Raw genomic sequence first — 16,174 nt, 5'->3', positions numbered from 1 at the left:
ATACTTTATGTTAGATTGAGGGACCTTCTTAAGGCACATTTTACTAACATAAGGTTCCTATAACACTTAAGATATTATATAATAATTACATAAGGAGATTTTTATGGGACTTGCACAACCTGTTATTACTCAACAAATGGTTATAGCTGAACTTACTAGAGCTGGTATTAATAGAGATATTGCTATTGATTTATCTTACAGATATTATAAAAATGAACTGACTTATAAAGATATTGAGTATTTAGAGACTACTTTTAACCTTAAGCTTGAAAAGGTAGAAGCAACCTTACAAGCTGAGATTAGAGACCTTGATAATAAAATTGTCAACGTTAGAAATGAGTTAAAATCTGATATTAAAGACTTAGATACTAAAATTGATACAGTCAGAAGTGAATTAAAATCAGACATTAAAGACCTGGATAACAAAATAGATACTGTTGAGAATAATCTTAACACTAAGATTGATAATGTTAAAAGTGAATTAAAATCCGATATTAAAGACTTGGATAATAAATTCGATACTAAATTTAATGAACTTGATAATAAGATTGATGTTAACAAAATGGAACTTAAGAGTACATTAAGACTTCATGGTTGGATGTTTGGAACTATTATTACCCTAAATATAGGAATAATTTTAACATTAATATCCATAGTCTATTCATTGTTGAATAAATGAATTTAAATTAATTAAACCTTTTCTTTCTTTGACTACATATCAGTTATTTTTTTAGAAAATTATTTAATTTTTTGTTAGAGACAATTAATATCTGCTAATTTTCTCATTGTATTTAGTTTTTGCAAGGTTACAGTATCTATGCTTTTAGCTTTTTTTATTTTGTTCAAAGGTTGTTAACCATTTTGCTCCTTGAGGTAATAAGGAGGCACGTGATAATGAAAAGAATTACTTTTTGTGCGTTATTAATGACTTTATTTTTACTTATGTCTTGTAATAATTCAGCTTCTTCTCCTAAAGATGGACAAGCGGCTAAATCTGATGGCACTCTTATTGATTTAAAGTCAGTAAGTTCAAAAATAACAGAGGCTGTTGCTTTTGCTAAGAGTGTTAAAGACGTTCATACCTTAGTTAAGTCTATTGATGAACTCGCTAAAGCTATTGGTAAGAAAGTTGATAATGCTGGTAAACTTGCTGATGATGCTGATAAAGATAAAAATGGTTCTTTAGTTGCAGGAGTATATAGTGTGGTGTTGGATATACAGACTAAATTAGTAGCTTTAGAAACAAAAATAAATGATAATGAACTTAAGAAACAAGTTACTGAGGCTAAGACTTCAAGTACAGAGTTTATAAATAAAGTGAAAGGAGCAAATGCTACTCTTGGTAAAAATGATGCTAAAGCTGATGATGCAAAAAAAGCTATAGATAGGACTAGTCAGCCTAATGGAGATAAGGGAGCTGAAGAACTTGGTAAATTGAATACAGCAGTTGATGCTTTGTTAAAGGCTGCTGATGCTGCAGTAGAGTCTGCAATTAAGGAACTTACAACTTCTGTTAAACCTTCTAACATCTAAGGGATAAACAAGTTAATTTATTATTATAAGATTACTTTTTAATCAATCGTTATTTTCTTATAAAATAAAGTCTATAAATAATAAGCTAGGAGTATTCTTCTCTTAGCTTTTTTTGTTTCTTTATTCTTTTTTTATTTGCTTTACTACTTTATTATAATTCCTTAAGATTTATTATGATTTCTTTTATCTTTTAGACTTATATTTATGCCTTGATTTTATCTTTTTTTAGAACTTAATAAAATCTTAAATTGCTTATTTATAGGCTCTTCAGAGTAGATTCTTAAAATCTATTATTAGTTTAGGTAATGACTTCTTAAATGTTTTTACTTCCCTTTCTGATATGGTTGGAGGGGTTTTAGGGTTTAATACTAATACTAAAAAGTCTGATGTTGGGAACTACTTTAAGAAGATTCATGACACTGTTTCATCTACTAAGAGGTCCCTTAATAAAATTGTGACTGACATGAAATCTAAAAATAATCCTAATGCAGATTCAGCAGGTACTGCAGTAAAAAAACTAATTGATAATACACTTAATAAAATAATAGAAGGGGCAGGCGATGCTGTAAAGGGTGCTGAAGGTGATGAATTACTTGGTAATGTTGCTGCTGACAATAATGGCGGTGTTGTTGGAACTGGTGTTGATAGTCTAGTAAAGGGTATTAAATCAATTGTAGATGTGGTACTTCAAGGTAAAGGCAATCCTGATGCGGGGGATAATAAAAAGGCTGAGGATCTTGGTGCAAGGGATAATGATGCTGCAGGAAAACTATTTGCTAATAACAATGCTGGAGCTACTGATGCTGCAAAGAAATCAGCTGCTGATGCAGCAAAGGCTGTTGGTGCTGTAACTGGGGCTGATATATTGCAAGCTATCGTTAAAGATAATGGTGATGCTGCTACTGGTGAGATTAAAATTGAAGAAGCGAAGAATGCTGCTGAGATTGCTGCAGCTAAAAAAGATGATGATAAGGAGTTTGGTGATACTTTAAAAGATAAAGATGCGGTTATTGCAGGAGGTATTGCACTGCGAGCAATGGCTAAGGATGGTAAGTTTGCTGCTAAGAATGACGATAAATCTGCCCATGCAGTTAATGGTGCAGCAGCTAGTGCTGTTGGTAAAACACTCAGTACTCTTATTATTGCTATTAGAAATACTGTTGATAGTGGATTAAAGACAATTAGTGATTCTCTTGTTACAGTTACACAAGAAGATAAAACAGCAGAGGCTGAGGCTACTGGACCTTCAAATGCAGCAGCTAGTAGTGGCCAGTAACAATAAATAATTATTAATAAAACATAACTAAATAAAGTCATTGTAGGAAAACTGTTCTTTTTATAAGAATTGTTTTCCTTTTTTTACTATTTGTAATAGTATCCAGGTCTAAAGAGTATTGATAGCAATCCTTTAACAACAGATTGATGGTAAGACTGCATTTGAGCTTTTTGATAAACTAAAGAAAATAGACTAGACGCTTTATATTAGAGTTAGGGACCCTCTTAAAGCACATTTTACTAAAATAAGGTTCCTATAATACTTAAGATGTTATATAATGATTATATAAGGAGATTTTATGCAAGATTCATCACTACATTCTGTTGCTAGTACACAAATTTTTAATGGGCATATTACAGAGGAGATTATATATCAAGAATTTGTAAAAATGGGTATGCAAGATTTTGTTGCAAATGATCTCTCTAAAAGATATTATCGTAATGAACTGACTTATAAAGATATTGAGTATTTAGAGAGTAATTTTAATCTTAAGCTTGAGATGTTAGAGCGTAGTTTAAAATCTGAGATTATTTCTGTTAAAACTGAACTTGATAATAAAATAGATATTGTTGAAAACAACTTAAATGTGAAGATTGATACAGTTAGAAGTGAATTAAAATCAGATATCAAGGATCTTGATAATAAGATAGATATTGTTAGAAATGAATTAAAGTTTGATATTAAAGACCTCGATAATAAGATTGATGTTAATAAAATGGAACTTAAGAGTACATTAAGACTTCATGGTTGGATGTTTGGTATCCTAATTACCCTTAATATAGGAATATTTTTAGCATTAATGTCATTATTAGTAAAGTAAATTTATTTGATTATCCCTCTTATTTAAATGACTTTCTGTTAATTATTTTTATTACCAAAATCAATCAATTTTATTTATTGTTGAGTCACACACAGTTTTTGCAAGGTTACAGTATCTATGTTCTTAGCTTTTTTTATCTTATTCAAAGTTTGTTAACCATCTTGTCCCTTGTTGAGGTAATAAGGAGGCACGTGATAATGAAAAGAATTACTTTTTGTGCATTATTAATGACTTTATTTTTACTTCTTAGCTGTGGCAGTGGTCAACAGGTTGCAAACTCAGGTAATCCTGGAACAGCAGGAGGAGAGCAACAAGGGGTGGGGAGTTTAAGTGCAGTGCTAATGGAGGTAGGTAGGAGTGCTGAAAATGCCTTTTATTCTTTTTTAGAGTTACTCTCAGATACATTAGGCTTTACTGCTAAATCAACTACAAAGAAAGAGGATGTAGGAGGTTATTTTAACAGCTTAGGTGCGAAGCTTGGAAAAGCGTCAGCAGAGTTAGAAGAGGTAGCAGTTAAGGCAACAGCAGATCTTGATACAAGCGATGCATCTAAAAATCCTATTAGAGTAGCTATTGATGCTGCTAAGACTACTTTAAGCAAATTAAAAGGCCATTTAGACTCCTTAAAAGGGATAGGTGATGACAAAGTGGTAGGGGACGCAGCAAGTGGTGGTGCTGGTTTAGGAGCAGCAGTTGATACAGATGAATTAAAGAAAGCCCTTAAGGCCTTGCAGGAGATAGTAAAATCTGCAACAGATGTAGGTGTTCAAGCATTAAAAGAAGGAACTACTACATTACAAGCAAATGGAGGCGCAGATAATAAGGATGGTGCTAAGATATTAGCTACAAGTGGTGGTAATAATCCAGCAGCAACAGATGCAGGAAAAGCAGCAGCAATATTATCAACAGTAAGTGGTGAGGAAATACTAGCATCAATAATTGCATCAAAAGAAAGTGATGCAGCACTAGGAGCAGCTGCAGATGGAAATACAAGTGCCATTTCCTTTGCTAAAGGAGGTCAGGCAGATCACTTGGCAGGTGCAAATACTCCAAAAGCAGCAGCAGTAGTAGGAGGAATCGCATTACGTTCATTGATTAAGACAGGTAAATTAGCATCAGGCGCAGCAGATGCTGCTACAGGAGGAGGGAAAGAAGTACAAGGTGTAGGAATAACAGCAGTAAATAAACTATTAGTAGCAATAGAGGATATAATTAAGAATATAGTAAAGAATGTTCTTGAAAAAGCAAAAGAAAAAATAGATGAAGCAAGAGCTACAAAACCAGCAGGGCAGTAATAAGATAGATAGATTCATTACTTTAAAATAAGACTAGAAGGCATCTTAGATATAAATCTAAGATGCCTTCTATATTGTTGTAATTAACTTTAAGAAGTTAAATTGGCTTCTTAATCTAAAATTTCTTTCTTTGATTCACTTATTAAAATAGGTCAAGGATTTCAAGAGATTTTTGGCTTTTTTGGTAATGCTATTGGGGATGCTTTGGGACTTACAGCAGTTAAATCGGGTGCTAAGAGAAGTAAAGTTGGTGAACACTTTGATAAGATAAAAAAAGGTTTAGGTGATACTAAGGATAAGTTAAAAGAGTTATCAGGTGAAATATCTGAAGCAAAAAATGCTAATAGCAGCACAATTGAAGCTGTTAAGAGTGCAATTAGCAGTGCAAATGATGTCTTTGAACGACTAATTATTGCTCTAACTAAACTTGCTGATACTGCTAAAGAAGCTGGTAATATTGATATTGGTGATTCAGGTGCTGCTGCTGCAGGTGCTGGTGCTACTGCAAAGCTAGCAGCTGAGGTATCAAAAGCGGATTCATGGGCTAAGATTAATAGTGCCAAGACCGCTGTTGGTGTTCAACTTGATGCTAATACCAATTATGGTGCTGGGGAATTGGCAACTGGTACTCCTAATCAAGCTAATGGTTCTAAAGCTGCTACTAATGCAGACTTAGCTGCTGCTGTTGCTCTTAAGGCTATGACTAAGGGTGGTAAATTTAGTAATGCTGCTAATGAAGCTGATGCAGTTAAAGCTGCTGCTATAAGTGCAGTAAATAAAGTATTAGGAGTACTTGACGTAATAATTAGGAAAACAGTAGCAAGTAATCTAAATAAGATAAGAGAAACTGTTAAGGGAATACAATATTCTGAAACTACTACTGAATCAACTGAAGCTAGTACTACTCAACCTGTTGCTACTAAATAAATTATCTAGTTAAATAATCTACTAAATAAAGTCATTTGAGGAAAACTATTTCTCTTTTTATGAGATTTGTTTTCCTTTTATTTATGTCTTGTCCCCCTGAGGTTAATAAGGAGGCACGTGATAATGAAAAGAATTACTTTAAGTGCATTATTAATGACTTTATTTTTACTTATGTCTTGTAATAATTCAGCTTCTTCTCCTAAAGATGGACAAGCAGCTAAATCTGATGGTACAATCCTTGACTTAGCTACAATGACTAAAAACATAAGAGACTCTGTCGCTTTTGCTAAAGATGTTAAAGAAGTTCATACCTTAGTTAAATCCATTGATGAGTTTGTTAAGGGTATTGGAAAAAAGCTTAAGAAGGATGATGGCACTTTGGAGGCTGAAGATAATGGTAATAATGGACAATTAGTTGCAGGGGTTTATAGCTTAGTATCGGGTATAGATGATAAATTGGCAGGATTAGATCAAAAAGCTGGAATTTCTGATGAATTAAAGTCAAAAATTGCTGGTGTAAAGGCGAAAATTAAACCATTTTTGGATAAATTGAAAGATGATGATCTTTGTAAAAAAGAAGTTACTGATGCTCATATAAAAAATGCCATAGATAAAAACGATAATACTGGAGGTAAAGGTAAAGCAGAACTTATTGCCTTGAACACAGCAGTTGATGCGTTGTTAACTTCTGCTGAAGCTGCAGTAGAATCTGCAATTACACAGCTTACAACCCCTGCGAAACCTTCTAACTAAGGGTAAACAAGTTAATTTATTATTATAAGATTACTTTTTAATCAATCGTAATTATCTGATAAAATAAAGTCTATAAATAATAAGCTAAGAGTATGCTTCTCTTAGCTTATTTTGTTTCTTTATTCTTTATTTACTTTAATACTTTATTATACTTTTTAGATTACTTTAATTACTTTTATCTTTTAGACTTATATTTATGCATTGATTTTAATTTTATATTATTTTTACTTATGAGTTGTGGCAGTGGTAGTACTAAGACGGAAGATCCTAAAACCACATTCTTAACTTCTATTGCTAATTTAGGTAAAGGGTTCTTAGATGTTTTTACTTCTCTTTCTGATATGGTTGCTGGGGCTTTTGGTATTAAGGCTGACACTAAAAAATCTGATATTGGTAAGTACTTCACTGATATTGAGACTACTATGAACACAGTTAAAAAAAAGTTACAAGATGAAGTTGCTACTAATGGGAATTACTCAAAAATTAAGACAGTTGTTAATACGTTTATCACTAACACATTAGACAAGATCGCAGAAGGGGCTAAGACAGCAGCTAAAGGGGCTACTGGTGATGTTGCTATTGGGAATGCTACTTCGGCTGGACATGGGGCTACTCCTGCTAGCAAGGATTCAGTTGTTTCACTGGTTAAAGGGATTAAGACTATTGTTGATGTGGTTTTAAAAGACAATGATGGAAATGCTGCTGCTACTAAAACAGGAGAGGATAAAAAGGACATCGGTGCATTGTTTATTGATAATACTGGTAAAGCTGATGCTAAAGAAGAAAATATTGCAAAGGCATCAGCTAGCATTGGAGCAGTAACTGGTGCTGACATTCTAAAAGCTATTGCTAAATCTGAAGAAAATCCTGCTGCAGATAGTACTGAGGGCATTAACGCAGCCAAAGATGCAGCTGGAATTGCTATTGCTCCGGCTGTTGCTAACAAAAAAGAAATTAAAGATGCAGCAAAGAAAGATGCAGTGATTGCTGCTGGTATTGCACTGAGAGCTATGGCTAAAGATGGTCAATTTGCTGCTAATGCTGAAAAAGATGCTCATGCAGTTAATGGTGCAGCAGCTAGTGCTGTTGGTAAGACTTTAAGTACTCTTATTATTGCTATTAGAAATACTGTTGATAGTGGTTTAAAGTCAATAAGTGAAGCACTAGCATCCGTTACACAAGAAGATAAGTCTACAGATTCTACTACTTCTGAAGAAACAACAGCTAGTGGACAGTAACAATAAAGAATTATTAATAAACATAACTAAATAAAGTCATATAAGGAAAACTCTTATTTTCATAAGAATTGTTTTCCTTTTATCTATATCTTATCCCCCTGAGTAATAAGGAGGCACGTGATAATGAAAAGAATTACTTTTTGTGCGTTATTAATGACTTTATTTTTACTTCTTAGTTGTGGGAGTGGTAGTGCTAAGGCTGAAGATCCTAAAACCACTTTCTTAACTTCTATTGCTAATTTAGGTAAAGGGTTCTTAGATGTTTTTACTTCCCTTTCTGATATGGTTGGAGGGGTTTTAGGGTTTAGTACTAATACTAAAAAGTCTGATGTTGGAAACTACTTTCAGGCCATTCATGATACTGTACAAGGAACTAAGAATAAACTTGAGAAAATTGTTTCTGATATGAAATCTGAAAATAATCCTAATGCTTCTGCAGCTGAAACTGCTGTAAAAGCTCTAATTACTAATACTCTTGATAAGATAATTGATGGAGCTAAAACTGCTAGTGAGGCTATTGGTTCTGATGCTAGTGACCCAATTGGTAATGTTGCTTCTCAGAATAACGGTGGTGCTGCTGGGGAGGTTGATAAATTAGTAAAGGGAATTAAAGATATAGTAGACGTGGTTCTTAAAGATAAAGGAAATCCTGAAGCTGGCACCGAAAAAAAAGCCGAGGATCTTAGCGCAAGAACTAATGCTGATGGTGAAGCAGGAAAGTTATTTGGTACTACTGCTATTGCTAGTGCTGATAATGCAAAGAAATCAGCTGCCGATGCAGCAAAAGCTGTTGGAGCAGTAACCGGGGCTGATATATTACAAGTTATAGTTAAAAATGGCACTAGTGCAGCTGCTGATGCAGCTAAGGCTAATGCTAAAGATGGGACTATAGCAGGTGCTATAGCTTTAAGAGCTATGGCAAAAGGTGGTAAGTTTGCTAATGATAATACTGGTACTGCAGAGGTTACTACTGCAATTAAAGGAGCAGCAACAAGTGCAGTAATTAAAGCATTGGGTACTCTAACTATTGCAATAAGAAATACTATTGATGTAGGACTTAAGGAAGTTAAAGAAGCAATGAAAATTAATCCTACTGATACTCCTGTAACTACTGATAATACAACCTCTGAAGCTAAGAAGAACTAGTTAAAATTTAATAATAAATACATAACTAAATAAAGTCATTTTAGGAAAACTATTCTCTTCATAAGAATTGTTTTCCTTTTGTTTGATCTAGCTCCCTTAAGTTAATAAGGAGGCACGTGATAATGAAAAGAATTACTTTTTGTGCGTTATTAATGACTTTATTTTTACTTATGTCTTGTAATAATTCAGCTTCTTCTCCTAAAGATGGGCAAGCGGCTAAATCTGATGGCACTCTTATTGATTTAAAGTCAGTAAGTTCAAAAATAACAGAGGCTGTTGCTTTTGCTAAGAGTGTTACAGAAATTCATACCTTAGTTAAGTCCATTGATGACCTCGCTAAGGCTATTAAAAAGAAAATTCAAGCAGATGGTCTTCAAGATGATAATGGTGGTAAAAATGGATCATTGCTTGCTGGTGCACATAGTGTAATATCAGCTGTAAAAACTAAATTGGGAGTATTGGAACAAACAAATGGAATCTCTGATGAATTGAAACAAAAGGTTACTGCTGTTAAGACCGATAATGATGCATTCATAAAAAAGTTGGAAACTGAGCATTCTGATCTTGGTAAGGCAGATGGCGCTGTTACTGATGAACATGCAAAAGAAGCTATAGATAAAACTAATAAGCCAGATGGAACCAAAGGAGTTGCAGAACTTAAAAAACTCAACACAGCAATTGATGCTTTGTTAACTGCTGCTGAAGCTGCAGTAACAGCTGCAATTAATGCGCTTTCAACTCCTGCTCAATCTAACTAAGAGTAAACAAGTTAATTAGTTATTATATGATTACTTTTTAATCAATCGTTATTTTCTTATAAAATAAAGTCTATAAATAATAAGCTAGGAGTTTGCTTCTCTTAGCTTATTTTGTTTCTTTATTCTCTATCTACTTGCTTTACTATTATTCTTCTTAGATTTCTTATGATTACTTATCAATTTTAGACTTATATTTATGTTTTGATTTTACCTTGTTTTATCACTTAATAAGAACTTAGATTGCTTATTTTTACTTCTGAGTTGTGGGAGTGGCAGTACTAAGACTGAGGATCCTCAGAGTAGATTCTTAAAATCTCTTATTAGTTTAGGTAATGACTTCTTAAATGTTTTTACTTCCTTTTCTGATATAGTTGGAGGGGTTTTAGGGTTTAATACTAATACTAAAAAGTCTGATGTTGGGAACTACTTTAAGAAAGTACATGATACTCTTTCATCTACTAAGACATCCCTTGAGAAAATTGTTTCTGATATGAAATCTGATAATAATCCTAATGCAGAGGCTACAGGTATTGCTGTAAAAGCTCTAATTACTAATACTCTTGATAAAATAATCCAGGGGGCTAAGACTGCTAGTGAGGCTGTTGGTACTACAGGTGATGAGTTACTTGGTAATGTTGGTACTAATAATGCTGCTGGTGTTGCTGGGACTGAAGTTGATAAACTAGTAAAGGGAATTAAAGATATAGTAGACGTGGTTCTTAAAGATAAAGGAAATGCTGATGCTGGTACTGATAAAAAAGCCGAGGATCTTAGCGCAAGAACTGCTAATGGTAATGGTGAAGCAGGTAAATTATTTGCTAACGATAACGCCGGAGATGCTGCTAAGGCTAAGGCTAAAGATGGAACTATTGCAGGTGCTATTGCATTAACAGCTATGGCTAAGAATGGTAAATTTGCTGGTCCTAGTGCTGAAGCTGCTGAGTATGCTCCCGCGGTTAAAGGTGCAGCTATCAGTGCAGTAATTAAGGCATTAGATACTTTAACTATTGCTATAAGAGAAACAATTGATGTGGGACTTAAGACTGTTAAAGATGCTATGAAATTTAATTCTACCGATACTCCTGTAACTACTGATAATACAATCTCTGAAATTAAGAAGAACTAGTTAGAATTTAATAACAATAAACATAACTAAATAAAGTCATTTGAGGAAAACTCTTCTCTTCATGAGAATCGTTTTCCTTTTATTTTTATTATACTTATTACTTTATTTTTACTTCTTAGCTGTGGCAGTGGTCAACAACCACAAGTAGGTAAGGATGGCGAGGCAGCTACAGGTGGGCGAAGTTTAAGTGCAGTGCTAATGGAAGTAGGTAAAAGTGCTGAAAATGCCTTTTATTCATTTTTAGAGTTACTCTCAGATACATTAGGCTTAAGAGTAACTAAAGATACAACTAAAAATGACGTAGGGAACTATTATAAGAAATTAGCAGAAGGAATAGAGAAAGCTGTAGGGGAATTGTCAGCAATTTCAGGTCAAACTGATCAGTCTGATAAACAATCAGAAAAAGAAGCAAATGAATCAGAATTAGATAAAGCGATTGAAAAAGCTAAGCAAATGTTTGAAAAATTAAAAAGATATATAGTTTCTTTAGAGAGAATAGGAGATATTAGTAAAGTAGGTGAGGTAGGAAGCGATACCCAAAAAGGAGTATCAGCAAGTGCAGATGAATTAAAGATAGTATTTGAAGCATTGAAAGGGATTGTAAATTCAGCTGTGGAAGCAGGTGTTGAAGAATTAAAAGGAAGTAGGTTAACATTGTCGCAAGCATCAATAGGAGTAGCTTCTCCAGAAAATGGAGCCAAGGTTTTAGCTGAAAATGCTAATGCAGGATCAACAGTAGGAGATAAAGCGGCAGCAATAGTATCCGCAGTGAGTGGAGAAGAAATATTAGCTTCAATAATTAATTCAACAGAAGATAAGGCTGTGAAAATCGGAGCTGATGCAACTGCAGATACAACTCCATTGGAATTTGCAGTAGGAGGTACTGTAGGGAATATAGCAAAAGGTGCGGCGCTGGCAAGTGCCGTGAGTGGAGGAATAGCATTACGTTCCTTGGTTAAAGGAGGTAAATTAGCTGCAAATAATGATGCCAATGATAAAATAACAGTACAAGCAGTAGGAATAACATCAGTAAATAAACTATTAGTAGCGGTAGAAGATATAGTTAAAAAGACAGTAAAGAATGTTCTTAAAACAGCAAAAGAAAAAATAGATGAAGCAAGGGCTCCGAAAACAGCAGGTCAGTAATAAGATAGATTCATTACTTTAAAATAAGATTAGAAGGCATCTTAGATCGATATCTAAGATGCCTTCTATATTGTTGTAATTAACTTTAAGAAATTAAATTGGCTTCTTAATTTAAAATTTCTTTCTTTGGTTCATTTATCAAAATAGGTCATGGGTTTTACGAGATTTTTGGCTTTTTTGGTAATGCTATTGGTGATGCTTTGGGACTTACAGCAGTTAAATCGGGTGATAAGAGAAGTAAAGTTGGTGAACACTTTAAGACTATAGGTGATGGACTTACAATTACTAAGAATAAGTTAAAAGAGTTATCAGGTGAAATATCTGAAGCAAAAAATGCTAATGGTAGCACAATTGAAGCTGTTAAGGGTGCAATTAACAGTGCTAGTGATGTCTTTGAGCAACTAATTGCTGCTTTAACTAAACTTGCTGGGGTTGCTAAGGAAGCTGGCGATACTAATATTGGTGATGCTAATAATGCTGGTGCTGCAGTTGCTGCTGATAAGGATGGAGTTGACACTATAATTAAAAGTGTGAATGCAATTATTGAAGTAGCAAAGAAATCTGAAGTAGAAATCAGTTCTGGAGATGCTGGTGCTCAGGTAGTTGCTGGTGATGATAAGGCAGGAGCAACTCTTGCAAAGTCTGGTGCTGCTGCAGCTGCTAACTCTGGTCCTAATCTAGCTGAAGAAGTGTCTAAAGCTGATCCGTGGGCAATGATTGATAAGATTAAAGATGCTAAAACTAATGCTGCACTTGCTGCAGGCAATGATAATGAAGCTGGAACTCTAGCGACTAAAATTGATGTTCAAGCTAATACTGGTGCTAAAACAAATGCAGACTTAGCAGCTGCTGTTGCTCTTAAAGCTATGACTAAGGGTGGTAAATTTAGTGCTGCTGCTAATGAAGATGGTGCAGTTAAAGCTGCTGCTGTAACTGCTGTAAATAAGGTACTGGGAATACTTGACTTAATAATTAGGAAAACAGTAGCAAGCGAACTAGATAAAGTAGGAAAAGCTGTTAAGGGAATACAGTACTCTGAGACTACTACTGAATCAACTGAAGCTAGTACGACTACTCAACCTGCTGCTGCTAAATAAATTATCTAATTAAATAATCTACTAAATAAAGTCATTTAAGGAAAACTTTTCTTTTTATAAGAATTGTTTTCCTTCTTTACATTTTGGTGATGTATTAAATATTTGTACTAAAGATAAGAGAGTAACTTTTATTCACTCCTATGCTACTTAGGTGGAAGTAAGTATTCTAAGATTAGTTTTGATTAGTAAGTAATTAATTTTACTTTATTAAAATAATTTTAAATAGATTTTAATTATTACAGAATAAAATAACCGGGGTTTTATGAAATTTATTTTTGTTATTTAAAATAAAAGGGTGTACACTTACCAGTAATTATTGTATTTCAATATCGAGATTTAATAATTAAATAATCTAATATCCCAGGAGGGAGATATGAAGAGAAGTATTTTATCAGTATGTATATTAACATTATTATGTTTGTTATCATGTGATATCAATGCCCTTAATGATTTATTAAATGAAGTAAGGGAAAAATTTTTAGATGAAAGCAAAGATAATAAAGGTTTAAACCATAAACAAGAAAATCAGGAACAAAAAGAAGTTGTTATAGATGCTTTTGAAGAGGGTGTAGAAATAAAACAAGATATGGGAGTAAAGCCTGTTAATGCGGGATTTGAGGTGTCTGAGCAATTTTATCCATACTATGTCCAAGAAGAAATAGAGATAAAAGAAGGAGACCTAATACCAAGTACTGAGTCCGAAAAAGAAGTAGATAATGCAGTTAAAAATATAGAGCGTGTTATTGAAGATTCTGGATTTTCTCAATTAATTGAGGATGCACTTAAACTCAAAAGTGAATATGAGCGATTAGAATCTAGTTTTTATGGTATTCTTTCAGAACTTAAAAATAAAATAAGGAGTAGTAATCTTATAAAGGATAAAACAAATAGACAGAAGCTCATTAAATTACAAAATAGGTTCAATGAAGAAAGGAATCAGCTTGATATGTTTATGACCCAAATTGATGCAGGACTTAATAAAAGAAGTTCTGCAAAATATTTTTTTGAAGAAGCGCAAAAAACTTTAAGAGAAGCTATTATTGAAAGATTAAGAAATAATAAACGTAGAAGTTACTCATCAAGAAGATGGAATAGCGATTCTTTAGCTCAAAAGGCACGAAGTGATGCAGAAAATGTTTTAAGTTTATTAGAATCCTCTTCTTCTAATATAGGAGAAGCAATAGGAATAAAGAAAGAGATAGAGGAACTCATTAATGAGGCAAAGTCTGTTCTAGAGAATCTTTCAAGATAGAGATGGTAAAGATTTAAATCTTTTATAAGATTAGTATTTTCAATAAGAGTTCCTTATAAAGGAACTCTTATTAATTTTATTTAAATAAGTTTTTACAAACTAATTACCTTTAAGATTTGACTATGAGTTTGTACTGCTTAAATGTCTTAACAAGTGTGAGTATTATTATTCCAAAGTGTTTTTGAAAGGTATCAAATGTTTTGATATAATAATGCAAATTGAATAACTGGTAAATTATTTTAAAGCTTTGGTGGGAGTAATTGCTTTTGAATACTGATATTGAAAAAGATGATTTATTAAATAAGGAATATAAGGTTTTAGATAAGGGCTTTATCAAGCTTGTTGATTATATGGGTAGTGACGAGAGAATAGTGCAAGCAGCAAGAATTTCATATCGAGGTGAAAGTATTAGGAGAGAAGATGATGAACTTATAGATTATTTAGTGAGAAATGAGCATACAAGTCCATTTGAACAAGTTGTTTTTACATTTTATGTTAAGGCCCCTATATTTGTTGCAAGACAATGGATGAGACATAGAACAGCAAGGATTAATGAAGTGTCTGGTTCATATAGTTTGCTGAGAGAAGAGTTTTATCTTCCTTTAGAAGAGGATATAAAGATTCAAAATGTTGAGAGTAAGCAAACTGAATCTAATTTTGCAAAAGATGTGTTAAGCGATTTAAAGGAAAGTCAAAGTTTTTGTTACAAACTATATCAAAATATGATAGAGTGTAATGTTTCAAAAGAAGTGTCTAGAATAGCTTTACCGTTAAGCTTGTATACTGAATGGTATTGGCAGATTGATTTAAATAATCTTTTTCATTTTATCAAAATAAGGTTGGCGTTCAATGAATCGAAAGAGGTTAGGGAAAATTCATCAAAAGAGATGCGTGAATATGCCAGGATATTGATTGATGTTATTGAAAAAATTGTGCCTATTGCTACTAAAAGTTTTAAGAATCATATCTTAAAAGGGTGTAGGTTGTCTTATGAAGAGATAATAGCTATTTCTGGTGCATTGAATATTAGTAAACTCAAATTGGATGATAAGGCATTAAAGAGGTTAAAAGATAAACTTAATATTACATAATAAACAAAGTTTCCTTTTATTGTATATTGAAAAACAGTAATAATGAGATATCTTTATAAAGAGTAAGTTAGTTTTGGATTTTATGTATAGAGTTGTATTTATATTTTGTGTGATTTGTTTTGTAAGTTGTGATTTATTTAAAGATTATAATAATAAAAATAATAAAGATGATTTCTTGCAAAAACCAGTTAATGTTAATTTAAAATCAGATTGGAGAGATAATCTTGGACTTAATAAAGAAGAGACCGGTATATTAACTTTTTTGTTGTTAGTGTATTAAAAAATGAATTACCCAAAGGTGTTTCAGCTAATTTTGATATCCATTTAAAAGGAGATGTATCTAAAATAGAAGAATATATTAAAATGTTTTTGTTGAAACTGAACGATAAGGGAAAAGTTAAAGAATTACTTAAGCATATTAAATATGGTAAAGATAATTCACCTAATGTAGAGGGTAGAGATGAAAATCTTAATATAGATGCAAAAGAGCATTATAGAATAGAAAAAAGACTTGCCGATGTTTTTGATAATTATTTTATGTTTTTAAATCCTCCTGTGCCTGGACCTGCTGTTGAAAGAGATCCTGAAGAGAAAGTATTTGAATTGATTAAACAAGTGTGTTATGAGCATAGAAATAAAAGCTGAAAAATTGTGTGTAGAATAGATTTTTAAGATAGGTTTTAGTTATCTATTTTATACTATTAAAAACTAAACTA

General features: G+C 32.8%; 14 protein-coding genes and 3 pseudogenes. All 17 read left to right on the top strand.

Features of this window, described 5'->3' with window-relative positions:
- Positions 1 to 103: 103 nt before the first annotated feature.
- Positions 104 to 679 carry a Bdr family repetitive protein gene (gene bdr / locus bpSLO_RS07750; protein WP_246990246.1) on the top strand — a complete coding sequence of 192 codons (576 nt, stop codon included), beginning with the start codon at positions 104 to 106 and terminating at the stop codon, positions 677 to 679.
- A 215-nt stretch (positions 680 to 894) separates the two neighbouring features.
- Positions 895 to 1,533 (top strand): Vsp/OspC family lipoprotein, encoded by a 639-nt coding sequence (locus bpSLO_RS07745; protein WP_348648870.1) that lies wholly within the window; start codon positions 895 to 897, stop codon positions 1,531 to 1,533.
- 268 nt (positions 1,534 to 1,801) lie between these two features.
- Positions 1,802 to 2,809: pseudogene (locus tag bpSLO_RS07740) on the top strand (variable large family protein); the annotation flags it as partial.
- A 298-nt stretch (positions 2,810 to 3,107) separates the two neighbouring features.
- On the top strand, positions 3,108 to 3,629 hold the full coding sequence (gene bdr / locus bpSLO_RS07735) for a Bdr family repetitive protein (protein WP_246990245.1): 522 nt from the start codon (positions 3,108 to 3,110) through the stop codon (positions 3,627 to 3,629).
- Positions 3,630 to 3,826: 197 nt separating this feature from the next.
- Positions 3,827 to 4,924 (top strand): variable large family protein, encoded by a 1,098-nt coding sequence (locus bpSLO_RS07730; protein WP_172797976.1) that lies wholly within the window; start codon positions 3,827 to 3,829, stop codon positions 4,922 to 4,924.
- A gap of 114 nt (positions 4,925 to 5,038) precedes the next feature.
- A pseudogene (locus tag bpSLO_RS07725) lies at positions 5,039 to 5,851 on the top strand (variable large family protein); the annotation flags it as partial.
- 123 nt (positions 5,852 to 5,974) lie between these two features.
- Positions 5,975 to 6,604: a Vsp/OspC family lipoprotein gene (locus tag bpSLO_RS07720; RefSeq protein WP_246990244.1), complete on the top strand. Its 630-nt coding sequence runs from the start codon at positions 5,975 to 5,977 to the stop codon at positions 6,602 to 6,604.
- 230 nt (positions 6,605 to 6,834) lie between these two features.
- Complete coding sequence (locus bpSLO_RS07715) at positions 6,835 to 7,842, top strand: variable large family protein (protein WP_246990243.1); 1,008 nt, start codon at positions 6,835 to 6,837, stop codon at positions 7,840 to 7,842.
- Between the two features lie 123 nt (positions 7,843 to 7,965).
- Entirely contained in the window at positions 7,966 to 8,988 is a 1,023-nt protein-coding gene (locus tag bpSLO_RS07710; protein WP_041178829.1) for a variable large family protein, read from the top strand.
- A gap of 122 nt (positions 8,989 to 9,110) precedes the next feature.
- A complete protein-coding gene (locus bpSLO_RS07705; RefSeq protein ID WP_348648864.1) occupies positions 9,111 to 9,746 on the top strand; it encodes a Vsp/OspC family lipoprotein in 636 nt (211 codons plus the stop codon).
- 256 nt (positions 9,747 to 10,002) lie between these two features.
- Positions 10,003 to 10,872, top strand: coding sequence for a variable large family protein (locus bpSLO_RS07700; protein WP_246990144.1), 870 nt, complete (start codon positions 10,003 to 10,005; stop codon positions 10,870 to 10,872).
- An 81-nt stretch (positions 10,873 to 10,953) separates the two neighbouring features.
- Positions 10,954 to 12,018: a variable large family protein gene (locus bpSLO_RS07695; RefSeq protein ID WP_041178827.1), complete on the top strand. Its 1,065-nt coding sequence runs from the start codon at positions 10,954 to 10,956 to the stop codon at positions 12,016 to 12,018.
- A 113-nt stretch (positions 12,019 to 12,131) separates the two neighbouring features.
- Positions 12,132 to 13,115: pseudogene (locus bpSLO_RS07690) on the top strand (variable large family protein); the annotation flags it as partial.
- A 373-nt stretch (positions 13,116 to 13,488) separates the two neighbouring features.
- Positions 13,489 to 14,367 carry a P12 family lipoprotein gene (locus tag bpSLO_RS07685; protein ID WP_246990126.1) on the top strand — a complete coding sequence of 293 codons (879 nt, stop codon included), beginning with the start codon at positions 13,489 to 13,491 and terminating at the stop codon, positions 14,365 to 14,367.
- A 266-nt stretch (positions 14,368 to 14,633) separates the two neighbouring features.
- A complete protein-coding gene (gene thyX / locus bpSLO_RS07680) occupies positions 14,634 to 15,458 on the top strand; it encodes an FAD-dependent thymidylate synthase (RefSeq protein ID WP_246990143.1) in 825 nt (274 codons plus the stop codon).
- A gap of 109 nt (positions 15,459 to 15,567) precedes the next feature.
- Positions 15,568 to 15,738: a hypothetical protein gene (locus bpSLO_RS07675; RefSeq protein ID WP_246990124.1), complete on the top strand. Its 171-nt coding sequence runs from the start codon at positions 15,568 to 15,570 to the stop codon at positions 15,736 to 15,738.
- Between the two features lie 83 nt (positions 15,739 to 15,821).
- Complete coding sequence (locus bpSLO_RS07670; protein WP_246990122.1) at positions 15,822 to 16,103, top strand: hypothetical protein; 282 nt, start codon at positions 15,822 to 15,824, stop codon at positions 16,101 to 16,103.
- The last annotated feature ends 71 nt before the right edge of the window (positions 16,104 to 16,174 follow it).

Origin of the sequence: Borrelia parkeri (genome assembly GCF_023035815.1) — a bacterium.
Classification (GTDB): domain Bacteria; phylum Spirochaetota; class Spirochaetia; order Borreliales; family Borreliaceae; genus Borrelia; species Borrelia parkeri.
This window is presented reverse-complemented; position numbering and strand designations above follow the sequence as displayed.